Consider the following 19,223-nt stretch of genomic DNA (forward strand, 5'->3'; position numbering starts at 1 on the left):
TTAGCAAAAGAGAAATACACTATCAGACACCGTCACCCCGCGGTATTGCAAATGGTTGGTTGTGAGGCCGGTCTCCGGGCTTGCAAGTTTTGATCTATCGCCTTCCCGGGTTTGACCCAGTGGCATGTTGATAGACCCGCACTTGCTTACCGTTGCGGGGGCAGCACAGGCATTGCGAATGTGAATTCGCGCACCTGTTTCCCAGTTTCACTCCGGCTGTAAGAACACAGCGCGCAGCACCTGACAACTGGCGTCATTTTAGTTGAAAGCATGTGTTTTTGCGAGTAAACATTCAATGAGCCATCAAGTTGAAATCTTTAATTTACTTTGAAAAACTTCGCTTACCTATTGACCACAATCATTTTTTTCATTGATAATGGCTTGATGGATGCGGATCTTAAAAGTTTGGAAGAGCGTGTGGCGAAGTTAATTGCGCTATGTCATCACTTGCGTGAAGATAATGGTCAGTTGCGCCAGGAGGTGTCGAAATTGAATCAGGAGTCGCAATCTCTCAAACTCAATATGACGCAAGCCAGCGTGCAGCTCGAAAAACTACTGTCTGCACTCCCAGAGGAAGGTCAATAAACGATGGCTAAGCAACCAATCGATATTGAGATCATGGGCCGCGCGTTCAGTGTGACCTGCACTGATGAAGAGCGCGATGTGCTCTTGCAGGCGGTCGGCTACCTGGATGGTAAAATGCGCGAAATCCGTGATGCAGGCAAAATGGTCAGCGTTGAGCGGATAGCCATCATGGCGGCATTGAATATCACGCATGAATTACTGAATACCCGCAGTGATGGTGTTGATGTGGGCGATGTGAAAAAACGCATCACGACCATGCAGCAACAAATGGATGAAGTATTGTCCAGCCAGCATAAATTATTGTAATCCCCTGAACTTCATAAAATATTCACCGTCATTGATGGTAAATGGCGTATCATTTTTTAACGATGTAGTTTTACGGTGTGCTTTAAATATGGGTGCACTTTCAATCTAGCTTGAATCTGGTGTGTTAAGGCGTTGCCTGAGTCTAAAATTCCTTGAACTAGTCTTTGTTATAGGTTTCGGCTCATCAGGTGCTGTGAGATCGCACTAAGTTGGGAGGTCTTTTAAGACTCCCTTGGCGTGTGAACCTAATGTACCTTAGGCTGTTACCACCTGAACTTTTTGGTTCAGGATTAAGGCTCAGGTAACCCCTTAGCACATCCCTTTCCAGCAATGCTATCGCAAAGCGTGGTATATCAGGTCAGCCAGACTGACCACTTCCAGGCAACTTTCAGCACAGGACTCCAATATCACCGGCGGTGCATAACCCGCTTCACTTGCCTGCAGCCAGCGGCCTGCGCACAGGCACCAGCGGTCACCAGCTTTCAAGCCGGGAAAATCATATTCAGGCACTGGTGTCGATAAATCATTGCCCTGCGCTTGGGAATACGCGAGGAACTCATCGGTCATTTCTGCGCATACCGTATGCCTGCCAGTATCTTCCGGGTGAAACCCGCAACAGCCATCGCGCATAAAGCCGGTGACTGGGTTTGTGCTACAGGGAATAAGTAAGGTGCCGAGTACGTTTTTAGCCATGATCTCTATCAATGATGTCACTTTGGGTTTGTGATGATTACGGTTTATGATGCTGGAGTTTATGATACTGGCATTTTACTGATTGGAAGAAGGTTTTAAGAGATGGCACGTTACTGGCTGATGAAATCCGAACCCTCGGATGTCTCGATTGATGATTTGGCGGGTTTCCCCAACCAGAGCGTAGACTGGTATGGCGTACGCAATTACCAGGCACGTAATTTCATGCGTGACCAGATGAAAGTCGGCGATGGGGTGTTGTTTTACCATTCTAATTGCGAGGTGCCAGGTATTGTGGGTATTTGTGAAGTGAGTACACTGGCTTACCCGGACAAGTTCCAGTTTGTGAAAGGCCACAAATATTTTGACGCTAAGTCCACCCCGGAAAACCCGCGCTGGATGAATGTGGATGTGAAACTGGTGCGGAAAACACGATTGCTGAGCCTGAAGGAGTTACGCGAAATCCCAGAGCTATCCAATATGCGGATATTGCAAAAAGGGAACCGATTGTCGATAACGCCAGTCGATCCCAGAGAATGGACATTGATCACCAAGCTGTTGAGCGCATGAAGCCTTGCCTGGAGGCGTTACGTATGTTTGTATTCCTATTGCCCAGATCATGAAACGACAGCGCAAAAAAGCGGTGTTGTATATCCTGGTTTCTGGGTTCCTCATCGCTTTTATCGGCGCCTTGTTATTCCTGTGGATTTATTTTTCCAGCATGCGCGAGATGCATCAGACCACGCGCAACCTATACGAGAAACCGTTTGCGGTTTCAAATGCAGCGCTTGAGCTCAAAGCCGCTTTGTACCAGATACGCAGTAGCTTGTTATACGCAACGCTGATCGAGGCGGATGCGAGTCATATGGGTGCAGCAATCACCTTTATCGAAGCGCATGAGCGGCTAGCGGAAGAGAAAATTGCCGTCATGCAGCACAGCTATTCCGGCGACCCGCAACAGGTCATCAATCTTCAGCAAAAATGGCAGGCACTCAATCAGGTACGCGACAAGATTCTGCAAAAACTGGAAGATGCAAAATTTCTTGAGGCCAACCGGCTGATAGAAACCGACTGGACCAGCCGTTTTGCGGAGGTGGCCCGGTTGAATGAGTCTATCCTTGCTTATGCCAATCAGCGCGCTACTCAATATGTGGATGAAAGTAATCAAAGGCTGCAACGGCATACCAAGGCAGGTTTGATTTATGCGTCATTGCTATTGTCACTATTTTTAATGGTGAGTGTGTTTGTGGTATCGCGTATTTATCGCTTGCACATTGAAGCAGACAAGTTTGCATTTACTGACTTTTTAACCGGCATCGCCAACCGTCGGCATTTTATGCACGAGCTTGAATCCGAGATCAGGCGTAGCCAGCGTTATGAAGCGCCATTTTCATTCGCAATGGTGGATATTGATCATTTCAAAAAGATCAATGACCAGCATGGCCATCATGCCGGAGACCTGATCTTGCAGAATTTTTGCCTGAGGTGCGTGAATGCCCTTCGCACCAGCGATATGGTGGGCAGGTTGGGCGGGGAAGAGTTCGGGATCCTGATGCCAATGACCGATTTAAACGAAGCCGCGCGCGTCATTGAACGCTTGCGCTCAGAAATCGACCATAGCGTGGTCATTGAGAGTGGCGAGAAGATTCACTACACCGCTTCGTTCGGCCTGGTTTCTACCTCTCAGCTGAGTGACCAGCAAGGATTGTCGCATATGATGCGCATGGCTGATGCAGCCCTTTATTCTGCCAAGCAGCAAGGCCGTAATCGCGTGTTTATTGCAAATCATTGATCACAATGAATCTATCTGCGCTAAGACGCATTTCCACTAGCACTTCAACTGCCTAAAGCCAGGCAACTGCTGTTTCTTTTTTATTCAATTCGTATCCCTTGATCACGCTTGGGCAATATGTGTGCACGCACCTATTTAGTGCACATTAATGGTGCGCAAACAAGATCAGGTTGCAGGGATATAGTGTGATTTTCTGGATAAATCCGTGATATGAATTCGCAGACCCTAAAAATAATGATTGAATTAACTATATGATTATTAATTGTTTTATTGAATAATCCTGCTGATTAAGTAGTGCTCGATTTGTGTGCGCGTTGGGTTGGAATGCATTTTGCTGAAATGCAATTAAAGGCTTTCCAACGATACACCAACTTGCGGTAACAGATTGGAGCACTACATGACAAAGTTTTTGATTGGTTTACTGGTAGGGTGCTTAACAGCGCCGTTAATGGCAGAACCCTCTGACGCGTTAATGCAGTCACTAAACAGTCGCGTATTGCGTATTCAGGTCGGGTTAACCAACGGCCAGTTTGGCTTGGGTTCTGGTGTTGTGGTTGCCGACAATCAAGTAGTGACAAACTGTCATGTAGTGGCCAATGCCAGTAGCATCAGCGTGTTAAGTGGCGGCGCGGTTTACCATGCAGTCGGCGTTAAGCCTGACTGGGAACATGACGTATGCATGCTGCAAATGGATGACCTGCCGCTGGCTCCGGTCGAAATGAAATCCAGCCGCGAATTGAAATACGAGCAACCGGTATTCACCATCGGCTATCCAAGTTTTGTGCCGGCGCCTGTCACGACCAAAGGTGTGGTTAAAGGCTTGTTCAGCATGGATGACTCAGTCATCGTGCGTGCTACCAGCACTTTTAAACAAGGTGCGAGCGGCGGTGCTTTGTTTGATGACTCCGGTACATTGGTCGGCTTAATCACGCTGAAAAGCCCAGGCAAAGATGCATATTACTATTATATGTCGACTGACTGGGTACAGGCGTTGCTCAACAAACCTGCCGGGCCAGTGCTAGTGAAAAGCGAATTGCCATTCTGGGGTAAGCCGGCTGCACAATGGCCACACTTCATGAAAGTGGTGTTTCCTTACCTGCATAAAGACTGGAATAGCTTGAAAACGGTGGCAGCACAATGGGTGAAACAAGAGCCTGCCAATACTGAAGCCTGGTTTTACCTGGCGGCGGCAGAATATGAAACACGTGACCTGACGATGGCTGAGCAGCATTTGCACCGCGTAGTGAGCATGAATGACCAGCATAGCCAGGCTTTCTATTACCTGGGCCTGATTGCTGAAGCCAATGGCAAACATAATGAGGCATTGGCAAATGTCGATGCGCTGAACCAGCTGGATGCGGAGAAAGCAGCTGAACTGACAGTAGCGATGAAAACATTGCCATAACCGAAGGCTGTTATAGGCAAAGATCAGTTAAATACAATCAAATAAAAAGCGCCTCATGGGCGCTTTTTTGTTGCCAGCTGTTTATTTAAACGACTTGCAAATCCAGTTCTTCTACATGGTAATAATGCTCATCATCCCAGACAGTGAAGTCTTGTGCGGTCACGACGGCTTCCTGGAAGTGATAAAAGGTCGCAATGCAATGATTCTCTTCGTCCATGACCTGGTACATTGACATAATTTCCCGCCTTTCCGTATGATTAAGTGACAATAAATACTGCAGTTGACACATCATGCCATGGAGACAGGTAAATGATTTTATTAAGAAAAGCGGTCTATTGGCCTCAGTTTGAAATCATGTTTATCACTAGCACCCATATCTGCTGAAATCAGTATTTAGCAGGTGATTGCACATTTATTTCGATGATGAATAAAGGTGGTCTTTTGTAAAATATAGCGGTTGGCGTATAATCACGCCTTCTGAGGAACGCTGCGAGAGTTTCACACTCCCAGGCTCAGAGTGATAGCTGCAAAGCTTCTCAACTGCGTTCACTTTTCACTGTGCGAGCACGGAAAAAAGGTGAACAAAACGTTTCCACCGGTTCTAAGAACCTTCCCTGCTCAGTTTTCATTTTTTTAGGACATCAAACATGAATACTGTAGCTGATATCAAAGATTACATTGTCGCTGACATGAACCTGGCTGGCTGGGGCCGCAAGGAAATCGCCATTGCCGAAACGGAAATGCCTGGCTTGATGGCGATTCGTGAAGAATACGCCGCTGTGCAACCGCTGCGTGGCGCACGCATTACCGGTTCTTTGCATATGACCATCCAGACCGCTGTGTTGATTGAAACACTTAAAGACCTGGGCGCTGAAGTGCGTTGGGCGTCTTGCAATATTTTCTCCACCCAAGATCACGCAGCAGCTGCCATTGCAGCCACAGGGACTGCCGTGTTTGCCGTCAAAGGCGAAACGCTGGAAGAGTACTGGGATTATACCCACCGTATTTTTGAGTGGGCAGACGGTGGTTACTCCAACATGATCCTGGATGACGGTGGCGATGCGACTTTGCTGCTGCACCTGGGTGCACGTGCAGAAAAAGATTTATCCGTGGTTGGTAACCCGACTTCTGAAGAAGAAATCTGTTTGTTCAATGCGATTAAAGCCAAATTGAAAACCGACCCCACCTGGTATTCCGTGCGCCTGAAAGAAATCAAGGGCGTGACTGAAGAAACCACCACGGGTGTGCATCGTTTATACCAGATGCATAAAGACGGCAAACTGGCTTTCCCGGCGATCAACGTCAATGACTCCGTGACCAAGTCCAAATTCGATAACCTGTACGGTTGCCGCGAATCGCTGGTAGATGGTATCAAACGCGCGACTGATGTGATGATTGCAGGCAAGATCGCTATCGTCGCTGGTTATGGTGATGTAGGTAAAGGTTCTGCACAGGCCTTGCGTGCTTTGTCAGCACAGGTTTGGGTGACTGAAATTGACCCTATCTGCGCATTGCAGGCAGCGATGGAAGGCTACCGTGTAGTGACCATGGATTATGCCGCTGAGCACGGCGATATCTTCGTGACTGCCACGGGTAACTACCATGTGATTACGCACGACCATATGGCAAAAATGAAAGACCAGGCGATTGTCTGCAACATTGGCCACTTCGATAACGAAATCGATGTTGCCGGTATTGAAAAATACCAATGGGACGAAATCAAGCCGCAAGTGGACCATGTGATTTTCCCGGACGGTAAACGCATCATCCTGCTGGCTAAAGGCCGCCTGGTGAACCTGGGTTGCGGTACTGGCCACCCAAGTTATGTGATGAGCTCCAGTTTTGCCAACCAGACCATTGCGCAAATCGAGTTGTTCACACAAACCGGCAATTATCCAGTGGGTGTGTATACCTTGCCTAAACACCTGGATGAGAAGGTTGCTGTTTTGCAGTTGAGAAAACTCAACGCACAGCTGACAGTGCTGACCGATACGCAAGCGGCCTATATTGGCGTGAGCAAAAACGGCCCGTACAAGCCAGACCATTACAGATACTAAATACAGCGCCTTACCAATAACCCCGAAACTTCCGCCAGGTGTCCTGGCTGAAGTTTCGGTGTAAACTCTTCCTCAATCTAATCACTCAAGGGAGGGTGTAATGTTTAAATTACTGGTTGTTTGGGTATTGAACGCATTGGCGTTAATGGCGGTGGCTTACCTGGTGCCTGGCATTCATGTAGCCAATTTTACGGCTGCGCTCATAGCCGCTTTGGTCATTGGCCTGGTCAATATATTGATTAAACCTTTGCTGGTGCTGCTTACCTTACCGATTACCCTGTTAACGCTGGGCTTGTTTATCCTGGTGATTAACGGGCTGTTATTCTGGGCCGTCGGCAATTATCTGCAAGGCTTTTCAGTCAGTTCAATTGTGGTTGGTGTGATTGGTGCGTTAGTCTATAGCGTTATTTCCGGGGTGCTCAGCGCTATTGTCCCCGATGGCAAAGACTGACTGGCTTAAAACAGTCTGCAATAGATAAAGATTAAAAAAGTGAATAATAAAACCTCTTTCAGTTTTGAGTTCTTTCCGCCAAAAACTGCGGAAGGCATTGCCAACTTGCGGCAGGCGCGCACCGAATTAGCTAAATTTTCCCCTGAGTTTTTCTCGGTCACATTTGGTGCCGGCGGCTCTACCCGCGACCGCACCATGGATACTGTGCTGGAAATCCAGAATGAGGGCTTCAATGCGGCACCGCATATCTCCTGCATCTCTTCAAGCAGGCAGGAAATCAGTGATCTTTTGCAAGCGTATCAGGCAAAAGGCATCAAGCGCCTGGTGACCTTGCGCGGGGATATCCCTTCCGGTGAAGTCAGTGTCGGCGATTTTAAATACGCCAATGAGCTGGTTGATTATATCCGTGCCGAAACCGGTGACTGGTTCCACCTGGAGGTAGCCGCCTACCCGGAATTTCACCCGGAAGCAGGATCGGCACAGAAGGACCTGGATAATTTCAAACGCAAAATCGACGCCGGGGCAGATTCTGCGATTACGCAGTATTTTTACAATGTGGATGCTTATTTCCGCTTTGTTGAGTTGGCGCAAAAACAGGGCATCACCGCACCTATCATTCCAGGAGTGATGCCTATCTATAATTACACACAGTTGGCGCGTTTTTCCAATGTGTGTGGCGCTGAGATTCCACGCTGGCTGCGTTTGCGTCTGGAGGCGTACGGCGATGACCTTGCTTCATTACGCGCGTTCGGCGTCGATGTTGTCGCTGATATCTGCGCTAAACTTTCACAGGCTGGTGTGGATAAAATGCATTTTTACACTTTGAACCAGGCGGGCATTATTGGGCAGATTATCCGTCAGCTATAAAATTGTATACAGGCAGTAAAATAAAAAAGCGCGGTATCAATCGCGCTTTTTTTGTGGCTAGTATTTCACCAATACGTTACTGCAATGACAAGCCTTTAGGATTGAATAAAGCATCTTCGACAAACAGGTAATCCTGTTTACGGTTTTCGTCCCACAGCACCATCATGGTGATCCAGCGGATATCTTCCATGCTCAGGGTTTCCTGTGGCAATACCATGACGCGGTCGATGATCAGGTCGCGTTCGTAAGCAGTGATGATGTCACTTTTCTCCAGCAGGCAGAGGAAGTTGAGACTCTCATCATTGATTTTATCGCGTTCCATCTCGCAGAAAATGCGCATGGCAGAAGGGTCCTGCAAATATTGCGGATGCTCAACAGAGCGGCGCAGGTCTTTCACCCAGTCAACCGCATGCAGGATGTCCTGGTGGTTAAATCCGGCCTGGGCCAATTCATAAGCCATGATGGCTTCGTCGGTTTCTTTCAACGCAAACGCATCATGTTTGTCCCAATAGTTTTGATAAATAAATATCAATACTTCCAACATGCACATCTCCTCAAACATGCTACTTCATTACGTAGTGCTACCGTGTGAGGTTAAGCCAGTCTCTGGAATTGCCCATTCGCGAGATGACTGACTACACCTTCCAATTCAAGTAGTGTAAGCATGGTGGAAACTTCTCCGGGCGTCAAGCCTGAGCGGGCGGCAATCTGGTCGGCAAAGATCGGGTCGAACCCCATGCAAGCCAATACAGGGCTGGCTTCAGAGGGTAAATTAGTCCAATCGGGTATTAGCCCATTTGGGCTATTAGCCAGGCTGGTGTTTGGCAGGCGTATATGGCGCAATTCACTGAGGATATCGTCTGTTGATTCCACCAGTTTTGCGCCTTGTTTAATCAAGGCATGGCAACCCTTAGACACCGGTGAATGGATAGAACCAGGAATCGCGAACACGTCGCGGCCCTGTTCGATCGCCAGTTTTGCGGTAATCAGTGAGCCGCTATCGACATTTGCTTCCACCACCAGGCAACCTTCAGATAAGCCACTGATGATGCGATTGCGTCTGGGGAAGTTGTAATTAATGGAAGGTGTGCCTAATGCATATTCCGACAGCAATAGGCCGTGCTGTGCTATCTGGTGCGCAAGGGCTTTGTGCTTAGCAGGGTAAACAATATCCAGGCCGGTGCCGACTACCGCAATGGTTGCTCCATCTGCTTTCAGGGCGCCGCGATGAGCCGCACCATCAATCCCCAGTGCCAGTCCGCTGACGACGGCTAGTCCCGCGCGGCATAAGCTCTCGGCAAAGTTCTCGGCAGTAGTTTCTCCCTGTGCGGTGGCATGCCGGCTACCCACAATCGCCATGGCTGGTCTTTTTAGGATCTGCAGGTTACCCTTGGCATACAGTAGTGGTGGTGGCTGGTCGGTTTCCAGTAACCGTTTTGGGTAATGCAGGTCTGCAAGCGTGATCAGGTGATTATCGGGCTGCTCGAGCCAATCCAGTGCTTTAGCAATATCCGCATGCTCCATGGCGCGCAGGATACCTTCGGCAACCTCTTTACTAACGGTATCCCGTAATGAAGCGTATGACGCTGACAGAATGGCTTCCGGCGATTTGAACAGCAGTAATAGCTGGCACAAAGTGGTATTGCCCAACCCATCTACCAGGCTAAGTGCTATCCACGGTGCATACTGTTCACGAGGAGTGCTGGTCAAGCTGGCGTCGGGCAAGCTTGCGTTTTCGATGTAAGCGTTTTCCATCACGCAATCTTACGGTGTTTGAACGATATCTTCCACATGCACAGGTTGTGAAGCTTGCATCACTAATGCGTAAGACAATTCAGGAAAGGTTTTGAACACCATCAACAATCCCACTGCTTCATTGGGTAATTGTAATGTCACCGGATGTTCAGGGTCTGACTCAGGGTCTATCATACTCGCGCCTTTGCGCAGGATAGACAGCACATGTCCACGCTCCAGGCCGTCGTTCGCGCCACGGTTTAGCACTACCACACGGCCTGAACCTGTTTCGTTGATGCCATCGCTGATGCGGGCAATCTGACCCTGCATCTGGCTTTCCGGTGCGTGTGGTATATAAGTTTGCTTTAACTCATCTTCAACGGCGATCAGCTTGTCTTTAACGGCAATTTCTTTTTTTACCTGGCTGATATTCAGCGTGGCCGGTTGACCTAAGCGTAGCAGTCTGGCTTCACCGAGATAATGCGCTTCTATACCTAGGACTTCTCCATTTTCAGGATCTTTCACCGGTTCGCCTTCACGGTAGATAGCCCAGACTGGCTGCGGGTTTTGTGGTAATCCCTGTACATAAATATGCGTACCCGGACTCAAGATTTCACGCTCTTCCTGTGCGGCGATGATTCTTGGCGCATTTTTGAGTTCATCGACAGATACCAGCATAGGCTTGGTCAAGAACGGCAGTATGGCATTAGGCTGGATGGTAGGGATGGCGTCGGCCTTGATCGGTGTCACTATCACGCCGGGTTCCAGCGAGACAGACTCCCTGATCAATCTCAATACCGGTTTACCGCTGCTGGTATCCAGTACAATCACATCACCCGGGTATATCCAGTGCGGGTTCTTGATATGGTCACGGTTAATTTGCCATATCTGTGGCCACTGCCAGGGATTCTTGAGGAATGTGGCAGAAATATCCCATAATGTATCGCCTTTGACCACCACATGGCGGTCAGGATGCTGCGAACGTAAAGTAATTTCCTCTGCAAAAACGTACAAGCTGCTACAAGCCAGTACAAGCGAGGTTATAATTTGAACAATTTTGGTCATGTGACGTCTCTGTAATATGCAGTAATAACGTAATGGCGGCAAGTATGGCGCAGGTTTACACGTAATATCGACCAATCTAGCATGGGTTTAAAGTTCTTATCAAGATGAAAAAACAGGCGTTTTGCCTTGTATTCATTTAAGGAACACGAATACCTGATTGCGCAAGATGAAGTGCAAGGCCACTGAACACAGCAGCCGGGCTAGGCGTTATGCAGCCAAGTGATGGAAGTGTATTTACAAAAGCCCACGCAACGCCGCGATTTACTTGCGCAGACATTGAATGCTTGTTCCGTAAACACTTTGGATTGAAAGATTTATACAGCATGGCACTCCTTCCGATTTTGCAATATCCGGACCCTCGCTTGCACACAGTGGCCAAGCCGGTGAAGGACTTCGACCAAGCACTGCAACAGCTGGTCGCGGATATGGCTGAAACAATGTATGACGCGCCAGGGATCGGCTTGGCTGCCACACAGGTTGACCAGCATATCCAGTTAATCGTAATTGACCTGAGCAAGGAGAAAAATGCTTTGCTGGTGCTGGTGAACCCCAAGATCATTGCTGAATCCGGCCATCAGGATTATGAAGAAGGTTGTTTGTCCGTGCCGGGTATTTATGAGAGTGTGACCCGCGCAGAATTTATTACGGTTGAAGCGCAGGATGCCACCGGCAAAACGTTCAGGCTGGATGCCGATGGTTTGCTCAGCGTGTGCATCCAGCATGAGATGGACCACCTCAAAGGCAAGGTATTTGTTGAATATCTCTCGCCACTCAAGCGCAACCGTATCCGCAGCAAAATGGTCAAGCACGCGCGCGAAATTGAGCGCAATAGTTACTAAGTCACGGGTTAATCATGCGAATCATTTATGCCGGGACACCGGAATTTGCCGTGCCTGCGTTACAAGGGCTGATTGATGCCGGTCACGAGATTGTGATGGTCCTCACGCAACCAGATCGACCCTCTGGTCGCGGCATGCAACTCAAGGCCAGCCCGGTCAAACAACTGGCCTTGCAACATGGATTGCAGGTATTCCAGCCGGAAAGTTTGAAACCATCAGAAGTTCAGGATGAGATCGCCGCGACCAATGCAGATGTGCTGATTGTCGCTGCTTATGGCCTGATAATTCCAACCACTGTGCTGAATATCCCCAAAATCGGTTGTTATAACATTCACGGTTCATTGCTACCGCGGTGGCGTGGGGCGGCGCCGATTCATCGCGCTATTCTGGCCGGTGATCATGAAACCGGTGTCACTATCATGGAAGTCGTGCCCAAGCTCGATGCCGGCAATATGATCAGCAAATGGGCTGTGCCGATCACTGGGGAAGACACTACCCAGACTTTACATGATGCGATTAGCCGTGAGGGCGCGCGCCTGATGATAGCCGCCATGCATACTCTGCAAACCACCGGCCAATTACCTTCTGAAGTACAGGATGAATCGCAGGTCACTTATGCGCACAAACTGGAAAAATCAGAAGCGGCGATCGACTGGACACAATCTGCCATACAACTCTCGCGGCAGGTGCGGGCATTCAATCCCTTCCCGGTAGCCACGGCCAAATTTAAAGAGCAAGTATGCAAACTCTGGTTTGCGCAAGTTGCCCAACATTCCGCTGGACTTGATTTAGCCCAACCAGCTGGAACCATCATCCAGATTCAACCTCTGGTTGTTGTCTGTGGTGATGGCGCATTGGAGATACATGAACTGCAAATGCCAGGAGGCAAGCGACAGGCTGCGCAGCAGTTTGTGCAAGGGCAACATGTGCATATCGGGGACAGGTTTTTATAAACATCGCTATCAATTTACTCTCTAAAATGTATGGATACCAGAGTGAGTCCAAAGCACATGAAGCTATTGAAAAAATCTTCAGCGACCCCATGTTGATGAAGAATAAGAATAAGAATGGAATGAAGGAACTTTGAATGTTAGGTAATTGGACAAAAACTTTTGTGCTGATGGCCGCGATTACAGCCCTGTTTGTCGCTGTGGGTGGTGCCTTTGGTGGCCAAAGCGGCATGTTGATGGCTTTATTGCTGGCAGGCGGAATGAACTTCTACGCTTACTGGTTCAGTGACCAGGCTGTGCTCAAGATGTATGGTGCGGTAGAAGTCAACGCTGATAATAACTACGGTAATAATCAGTTCCGAAACTACTACACTATGGTCAAAGAGCTGGCTGAGCGTGCAGAATTGCCGATGCCGCGCGTATTTGTGATCAACGAAAGCCAGCCGAATGCGTTTGCTACCGGGCGGAACCCTGAAAACGCGGCCGTGGCTGCGACGACCGGGATCATGCAGATATTGAGTGAGCGCGAATTGCGCGGCGTCATGGCACACGAACTGGCGCACGTTAAAAATCGCGATACCCTGATTTCTACCATGTCGGCAACTGTTGCCGGTGCGATTTCTGCAATAGCGCAATTTGGTATGTTGTTTGGTGGCGGCAATAGAGATGGCGAAAATAGGCCTAACCCTATGCTGGGTATTTTGATGATCATCATGGCGCCGTTGGCCGCCAGCCTGATCCAGATGGCGATTTCCCGCTCGCGAGAGTATGAAGCTGACCGGATGGGGGCAGACATCAGCCGTGATCCGAAAGCGTTGGCAAGCGCATTGGAGAAAATCCATAATTATGCCCACCAGATTCCTAACCTGACAGCCGAACAGCACCCGGAGACAGGCCAGATGATGATTATCAATCCTTTATCTGGTGCAGATTTCTCCGGCTTGTTCAGCACACATCCCAAGACTGAAGAACGTGTCCGTCGTTTATTGTCACTGGCAAATCAGTACTGACAGTGACTTCTTTATATAAATAAAGGCTTTCTCAGGGAAGCCTTTTTTATTGCGCTGGTTTTCTTTGTGTAAGCTAATGACGGTGTTTTAGCCGTGAAATCAGCATCATCAAGTAAAATAGCTTTTTTTAGCTAGAGTTCCCCCACAGTGCAAGTTGCCCAGTTAATTGCCGCATACGCCGTCGCCGAGGTCCTGGTCGGCCATAACCTGACGGTTTCAATGCCTAAAGCATTACGCAAAGTCAAGTTGGCCACCCCACAACAACAGGCGGCGGCACAGGATTACAGCTACCTGACTTTGCGTTTTTACGCGGAATCGGCTGCTTATCTGGCCGCACTAACGCCAAAGCCGGTGAGCGATACCCGGGTTGAGGCCTTGTTATTGGTGGCGCTTTCGCAGTTATTGCATGGTCAGGATGATGATTTTACCGTCGTGAACCAGGCGGTAGAGGCAGCGGGCAAAACCGGGCAGCGGTGGGCCAAAGGCTTGGTCAATGCAGTGTTGCGTAACTTCCTGCGGCAGCGTGAAGCATTGCAAACGGTGGTCACCCAAAGTGAGGAAGTCACCTGGAATTATCCGCAATGGTGGATAGCGCTGCTTAAGCAACAATACCCTGATCACTGGCAAGCCATGCTCGCTGTCGGGAATGCACATCCACCGATGACCTTGCGCGTCAATATACGCAAGACCAGTGTGGAAGCTTATTTACAGGCTTTGCAGGAAGCACAGATAGCCGTCACGCATTTGGGCACCACGGCCATTCAGCTGCATCAGCCGTTGCCAGTGCACAAACTGCCAGGGTTTGACCAGGGTTGGGTCAGCGTGCAGGACGCAGGCGCGCAATGGGCAGCGCCTTTGCTGGATGTGGCCCCAGGCATGCGTGTGCTGGATGCTTGCAGTGCCCCGGGCGGGAAAACCTGCCATATTATCGAATCTTGCGATGTGGAGTTGGTATCGCTGGATGTTGAAGCGGAGCGCTTGAAGCGTGTGAATGACAATCTGCAGCGGCTGGATTTGCAGGCCAAGGTGATTACCGGTAATGCAACAAGCACTGACTGGTTTGACGGGCAACCGTTTGACCGCATCCTTGCAGATGTCCCGTGCAGTGCTTCCGGCATTGTGCGCCGGCATGTGGACATGAAATGGTTGCGCAGACCTGAGGATTTGGCGACTTTTGCGCACACCCAGCAGCAAATTTTATCTAATCTGTGGCAAATGCTGGCAAAAGGCGGTAAATTGCTTTATGTAACGTGTTCGGTATTCCAACAAGAAAACGAAATGCAAATTCAGCGATTTTTAACTTCCCACCATGATGCGACCCGACTGACAGTGCAGTTTGATGCCGCTATTTTGCCGTGCGAGCATACAGCGCCTGGGCAATTACTGCCCGTTGCCGCCCATGACGGATTATTTTATGCGTTGTTGCAAAAGCATTAAATCCTGGCTATTGCTTGGTTTCATGCTGCTTACCGCATGGTCAGTGCTGGCCGGCGGGAATCATGCACACATTAAAGTGGCTGAACTGGTATTGCGCGATGATTTATGGACACTGGATGCCGAAATTGATATCCAGTTGGGGCGTGCGCTTGAAGAGGCGCTGAGCAAAGGGGTCACATTAACCTTTTTGTACGAATTCCAGATAGTAAAACCGCTCAAATACTGGTTTGATGATGAAGTCGTCACCGAACGCCGCCAGGTCACTTTGAATTACCACGCACTCACCAAGCAATACATCCTTAATTATCCACAACAACAAAAAGTATTTGATACGCTCGGTGATGCCAAACAAGAGTTGTCAGTCATTCACGACTGGCGTCTGGCGCCGCATGCCACGCTCGAAAAAAACCAGTCCTATCACGCGGCATTGAAAATGCATCTGGATACCAGCAAACTGCCGAAAGCCTTACAAGTGGACGCGATTGGCGAGAGCGACTGGGAACTGGTCACGCCTACGTTTAGCTGGTGGGTGAAGGAGACCGTGCGCTAAGTTATGCGTTATGTCCTGATTCTGACAATCACGCTGGCCGCAGGTCTGCTCTACCTGCTTTCCCTCGCCAGTGCCAACACGGCTATCAGTGGTGACTACTACATCATCTTGTTATACATCAATGCGGGCCTGGCGTTATTGTTACTGGGTGTGATTGGTTACCAGTTACGCCACCTGTACCGCACCACCAAAACCAAACAAGTCGGCAGTAAACTCAATTTCAGGTTGTTAGTGACTTTTGCGCTGATGGCCCTGATTCCCGGCATGATTGTGTACCTGGTTTCGGTCAATTTCCTTAGTCGTTCGATTGAGTCCTGGTTCAATGTCAAGGTCGAATCTGCGCTGGATGGCGGCTTGAACCTCGGTCAGCGTGCACTGGATATCATGTTGTCTGAGCTGAAAGATAAAGCGCAGGGCATGACCGTTTCATTGTCACTGCAGACAGCCAAATCCAACTATGCGCAATTGAATGATTTGCGCGAAAAAGCGGGCATTCAGGATGCTGCACTCCTCACACCACAAGGCGCCATTCTGGCGGTCAGTAGTGCCGACCCGAGCAGTTTCCTGCCGGAACTGCCTTCAGTTCCGCAATTGCGCCAGGCCCGGAGCGGCGTCTATGGCAAGATCGAACCTATCCAGGGTAAAGGTTTGTATATGCGGGTGCTAGTGCCGGTAGAGCCATTAGGTATCATCGGAGAGATGCGGATTCTGCAATTGATGCAGCCGGTACCCAAATCGCTATCGGACACTGCAGAAGCGGTGCAGGATGTTTACCGCGAATACCAGACACTTTCTTATAGCCGTCAGTCGCTGAAAGATATTTTCATGCTGACGCTGACTATGATTCTCTTGCTCTCAATGCTCGGGGCACTGATCATCGCATTTGCACTGAGCCGACGCATGGCGCAACCGCTGACAGTACTGGCGGAAGGCACACGGCTGATCGCCAGCGGCGATTATTCGCAGCAACTGCCTTCATTCGGCAAAGATGAACTCAGTGTGCTAGTGAAATCGTTCAACAGCATGACGCGCCAGTTACAGGAAGCGAAGATCGCTTCCGAGCAAAGCCGTCAGCATGTGGAGTCTGCGCGTGCATATCTTGAAGCGATCCTGTCACATCTGAGCTCAGGCGTAATGACGATTAATGAACGCGCTGAATTACGTGTTTATAATCTGGCGGCTACCAGTATCCTGGGTATTTCATTAGTCGGTTTCAAAAATAAGGTATTTACCGAGATCGCCAGCGAGAATGTCTATTTAAGCCCATTTGTAGAAATCGTCATGCGCCATTATGATGAGACCTTACAGCTGGATCACCATGAGCGGCACATGACCAGTCAGATCGATATCGAGCATGTGCATGGCAAACAGATTTTGATGTTGCGCGTGACACGCTTGCCGGAAGGCGCGGGACATGGCTTGGTTGTCGTATTTGACGATGTAACGGTCATGGCGCAGGCGCAGCGCGACGCGGCTTGGGCAGAGGTGGCAAGACGGCTGGCGCATGAGATCAAGAATCCGTTGACGCCGATACAGCTTTCTGCGGAGCGCTTGCAGTTGAAACTGCATGATAAGCTGGATAGTAAAGATGCCGAGATGCTGTTGAAATCGACCGATACCATCGTCAATCAGGTCCAGGCCATGAAAAACATGGTCAATGAATTTAGTGAATATGCCAGGACACCGGCAGCATTGTTGGTTAAACTGGATTTAAATGCTTTGATCCGGGATGTCAGCCGCTTGTACAATGGGTCGACAGTTAAATTGGAATTGGTATTGCACCAGCAATTACCTGAAGTACTGGCCGATGCCACCATGATGCGGCAGATACTGCATAATCTGCTGCAAAATGCACAGGATGCGATGAGCCAGGTCGAGCAGCCGCAAGTGGTCATCCTGACGGATTGCGACGGAGAGCGTGTAAAATTATCGCTGACAGACAATGGCGGTGGTTTCTCGACCGATGTGATGGCAAGGGTGTTTGAACCCTATGTCACCACTAAATCGCACGGCACCGGCCTGGGTTTGGCAATTGTGAAGAAGATGATAGAAGAACAACGTGGACAGATACGCATAGATAATCTGCCACAAGGGGGCGCCAGCGTGACCATACACCTGCCCGTAGATAAACAACAACAGCGTCGGCGCGTAGAGCGCATCGTGTAAGGAAGTACGGACATGGCATCACGGAATATATTAGTTGTTGATGACGAAGTCGGCATTCGCGAGTTGTTGAGCGACATCTTGCGCGATGAAGGTCATCAAGTCCGCCTCGCAGAAAATGCCCAATTGGCACGCGAAGAAAGACTTAAACAGCGACCGGACCTGGTATTACTGGATATCTGGATGCCGGATTGCGATGGCATCAGCCTGCTGAAAGAGTGGGCGAATGCGGGGTTGTTGACCATGCCTGTCATCATGATGTCCGGCCACGGCACCATTGATACGGCGATTGAAGCCACCCGATTGGGCGCGTTTGACTTCCTGGAAAAGCCGATTGCGCTGCAAAAGCTGCTTAAAACAGTGGGCGCTGCCATCAAGCACACCGAGCACCTTGCGCATACAGAAATCAATCTTTCCAGCTTTGGCAAAAGCGCAGTGATCCAGGAGCTCAAGCAACGCCTGGAACAACTGGCCCGCCACAAGAACGCTTTATTCCTGATTGGTAAAAAAGGCGGCAGCGTGGCGCTATGTGCCAAATTCCTGCGTCCGCAAAACACTCCGTGGATTTCATTGACTGAATATGACAAGCTGGTGTCGGCGCCTATGGAAATCCTGGAGCAGGCCCGGGAAGGCGTGGTGTTTGTCGATGAAGTCACCAGGCTGGGCAAGACCGAGCAAAAAGGCCTGGGTTTGCTGATCGCCAAGTCAGAAAAGTATGGCGTTCGGGTCATTTGTGGCAGTGAATTCGGCCTGCCGCAACTGATCGAAAAAGCCATGCTGGAGCAATCCCTGTTGCAGACACTGGCTGGTGCCGCAGTAAAAGTGCCTTGCCTGGATGAGCATAAAGAAGATATCCCGGATCTCGCCACGGCCATGGCGACCTTGATGGTCGAAGCCAGCAAGATCGATTACAAGTCGTTTGATGTGGCGGCTTTAAATGCACTCCGCAACGCAGATTGGCCCGGGGATCTGGATGAGCTGGAATCGGTAGTGCAGAATCTGCTTATGACCAGCCTGGGCGACAGTATCACGCAAGAGGACGTGCAGCGGGTATTGAAGGATTTTCAAGGCCAGATTGCTGAATCAGCTGAACAGCATATGCCCTTGAATCTCGACCAGCCATTGCGTGAAGCAAGAGATGAGTTTGAGCGTTTTTACTTTCAGTACCATATGCGGCTGGTTAAAAACAACATGAGTCGGCTCTCGGATATTTCGGGCCTGGAACGCACACATTTATACCGTAAACTCAAGCAACTGGGTATCAGGATAAAAGGTTAAGACCAGCATCCCAAAAAATAAAAAAGCCGGGGAAACCCGGCTTT

Annotated in this window: 20 protein-coding genes and 2 riboswitches; of the genes, 15 read left to right on the forward strand and 5 right to left on the reverse strand. The window is 49.5% G+C overall.

Annotated features, from left to right (window positions below; translation table 11 throughout):
• Positions 1-48: 48 nt before the first annotated feature.
• Positions 49-259, reverse strand: a riboswitch (cobalamin riboswitch).
• 158 nt (positions 260-417) lie between these two features.
• Complete coding sequence (locus tag VK958_RS01035) at positions 418-585, forward strand: hypothetical protein (protein ID WP_325238399.1); 168 nt, start codon at positions 418-420, stop codon at positions 583-585.
• A gap of 3 nt (positions 586-588) precedes the next feature.
• A complete protein-coding gene (locus tag VK958_RS01040) occupies positions 589-891 on the forward strand; it encodes a cell division protein ZapA (RefSeq protein WP_325238400.1) in 303 nt (100 codons plus the stop codon).
• Between the two features lie 333 nt (positions 892-1,224).
• Here the strand turns inward: VK958_RS01040 and VK958_RS01045 are convergent, their stop codons facing one another.
• A complete protein-coding gene (locus VK958_RS01045) occupies positions 1,225-1,584 on the reverse strand; it encodes a DUF2237 family protein (RefSeq protein WP_325238401.1) in 360 nt (119 codons plus the stop codon).
• A 102-nt stretch (positions 1,585-1,686) separates the two neighbouring features.
• On the opposite strand from VK958_RS01045, the gene VK958_RS01050 reads away from it, so the two are divergent.
• From VK958_RS01050 to VK958_RS01060, 3 genes are all read left to right on the forward strand, one after another.
• Positions 1,687-2,151 (forward strand): EVE domain-containing protein, encoded by a 465-nt coding sequence (locus VK958_RS01050; protein WP_325238402.1) that lies wholly within the window; start codon positions 1,687-1,689, stop codon positions 2,149-2,151.
• A gap of 49 nt (positions 2,152-2,200) precedes the next feature.
• Positions 2,201-3,373, forward strand: coding sequence for a diguanylate cyclase (locus tag VK958_RS01055; RefSeq protein WP_325238403.1), 1,173 nt, complete (start codon positions 2,201-2,203; stop codon positions 3,371-3,373).
• A 397-nt stretch (positions 3,374-3,770) separates the two neighbouring features.
• The gene (locus tag VK958_RS01060; protein ID WP_325238404.1) at positions 3,771-4,778 is read left to right on the forward strand and encodes a trypsin-like peptidase domain-containing protein; all 1,008 of its coding nucleotides are present in this window, start codon (positions 3,771-3,773) and stop codon (positions 4,776-4,778) included.
• Between the two features lie 85 nt (positions 4,779-4,863).
• On the opposite strand, the gene VK958_RS01065 is transcribed toward VK958_RS01060, so the two are convergent.
• Positions 4,864-5,013, reverse strand: a complete 150-nt coding sequence (locus VK958_RS01065; protein ID WP_156376475.1) for a hypothetical protein — start codon at positions 5,011-5,013, stop codon at positions 4,864-4,866.
• Between the two features lie 238 nt (positions 5,014-5,251).
• Positions 5,252-5,333, forward strand: a riboswitch (S-adenosyl-L-homocysteine riboswitch).
• A gap of 92 nt (positions 5,334-5,425) precedes the next feature.
• Between VK958_RS01065 and ahcY the strand changes: the two genes are divergently transcribed.
• The 3 genes from ahcY to metF all read left to right on the forward strand — a co-directional run bounded on the left by ahcY (position 5,426) and on the right by metF (position 8,153).
• The gene (gene ahcY / locus VK958_RS01070) at positions 5,426-6,835 is read left to right on the forward strand and encodes an adenosylhomocysteinase (protein ID WP_325238405.1); all 1,410 of its coding nucleotides are present in this window, start codon (positions 5,426-5,428) and stop codon (positions 6,833-6,835) included.
• A gap of 100 nt (positions 6,836-6,935) precedes the next feature.
• Positions 6,936-7,286: a phage holin family protein gene (locus VK958_RS01075; protein ID WP_325238406.1), complete on the forward strand. Its 351-nt coding sequence runs from the start codon at positions 6,936-6,938 to the stop codon at positions 7,284-7,286.
• Positions 7,287-7,325: 39 nt separating this feature from the next.
• A complete protein-coding gene (gene metF / locus VK958_RS01080; protein ID WP_325238407.1) occupies positions 7,326-8,153 on the forward strand; it encodes a methylenetetrahydrofolate reductase [NAD(P)H] in 828 nt (275 codons plus the stop codon).
• Between the two features lie 76 nt (positions 8,154-8,229).
• On the opposite strand, the gene VK958_RS01085 is transcribed toward metF, so the two are convergent.
• From VK958_RS01085 to VK958_RS01095, 3 genes are read right to left on the reverse strand one after another with little or no spacing between them, the layout of a single operon-like run.
• Positions 8,230-8,697: a Smg family protein gene (locus VK958_RS01085; RefSeq protein WP_325238408.1), complete on the reverse strand. Its 468-nt coding sequence runs from the start codon at positions 8,695-8,697 to the stop codon at positions 8,230-8,232.
• A gap of 50 nt (positions 8,698-8,747) precedes the next feature.
• Entirely contained in the window at positions 8,748-9,908 is a 1,161-nt protein-coding gene (gene dprA, locus VK958_RS01090; RefSeq protein WP_325238409.1) for a DNA-processing protein DprA, read from the reverse strand.
• Positions 9,909-9,917: 9 nt separating this feature from the next.
• Positions 9,918-10,952, reverse strand: coding sequence for a LysM peptidoglycan-binding domain-containing protein (locus VK958_RS01095; RefSeq protein WP_325238410.1), 1,035 nt, complete (start codon positions 10,950-10,952; stop codon positions 9,918-9,920).
• Between the two features lie 323 nt (positions 10,953-11,275).
• Between VK958_RS01095 and def the strand changes: the two genes are divergently transcribed.
• The 7 genes from def (at position 11,276) to VK958_RS01130 (ending at position 19,179) form a co-directional block, all read left to right on the forward strand.
• Positions 11,276-11,791, forward strand: coding sequence for a peptide deformylase (gene def / locus VK958_RS01100; RefSeq protein WP_325238411.1), 516 nt, complete (start codon positions 11,276-11,278; stop codon positions 11,789-11,791).
• 14 nt (positions 11,792-11,805) lie between these two features.
• Positions 11,806-12,744 carry a methionyl-tRNA formyltransferase gene (gene fmt / locus VK958_RS01105; RefSeq protein ID WP_325238412.1) on the forward strand — a complete coding sequence of 313 codons (939 nt, stop codon included), beginning with the start codon at positions 11,806-11,808 and terminating at the stop codon, positions 12,742-12,744.
• 134 nt (positions 12,745-12,878) lie between these two features.
• A complete protein-coding gene (htpX, locus tag VK958_RS01110; RefSeq protein WP_325238413.1) occupies positions 12,879-13,751 on the forward strand; it encodes a zinc metalloprotease HtpX in 873 nt (290 codons plus the stop codon).
• A gap of 147 nt (positions 13,752-13,898) precedes the next feature.
• Positions 13,899-15,188 (forward strand): 16S rRNA (cytosine(967)-C(5))-methyltransferase RsmB, encoded by a 1,290-nt coding sequence (gene rsmB / locus VK958_RS01115; RefSeq protein ID WP_325238414.1) that lies wholly within the window; start codon positions 13,899-13,901, stop codon positions 15,186-15,188.
• Positions 15,166-15,738, forward strand: coding sequence for a DUF4390 domain-containing protein (locus VK958_RS01120; protein WP_325238415.1), 573 nt, complete (start codon positions 15,166-15,168; stop codon positions 15,736-15,738). Before rsmB ends, VK958_RS01120 begins: the two co-directional genes overlap by 23 nt.
• 3 nt (positions 15,739-15,741) lie before the next feature.
• A complete protein-coding gene (locus tag VK958_RS01125) occupies positions 15,742-17,904 on the forward strand; it encodes a sensor histidine kinase (protein ID WP_325238416.1) in 2,163 nt (720 codons plus the stop codon).
• A 12-nt stretch (positions 17,905-17,916) separates the two neighbouring features.
• Positions 17,917-19,179: a sigma-54-dependent transcriptional regulator gene (locus VK958_RS01130; protein WP_325238417.1), complete on the forward strand. Its 1,263-nt coding sequence runs from the start codon at positions 17,917-17,919 to the stop codon at positions 19,177-19,179.
• Positions 19,180-19,223 lie beyond the last annotated feature (44 nt).

It is taken from the genome of Methylophilus sp. (assembly GCF_035460085.1).
Lineage (GTDB): Bacteria > Pseudomonadota > Gammaproteobacteria > Burkholderiales > Methylophilaceae > Methylophilus.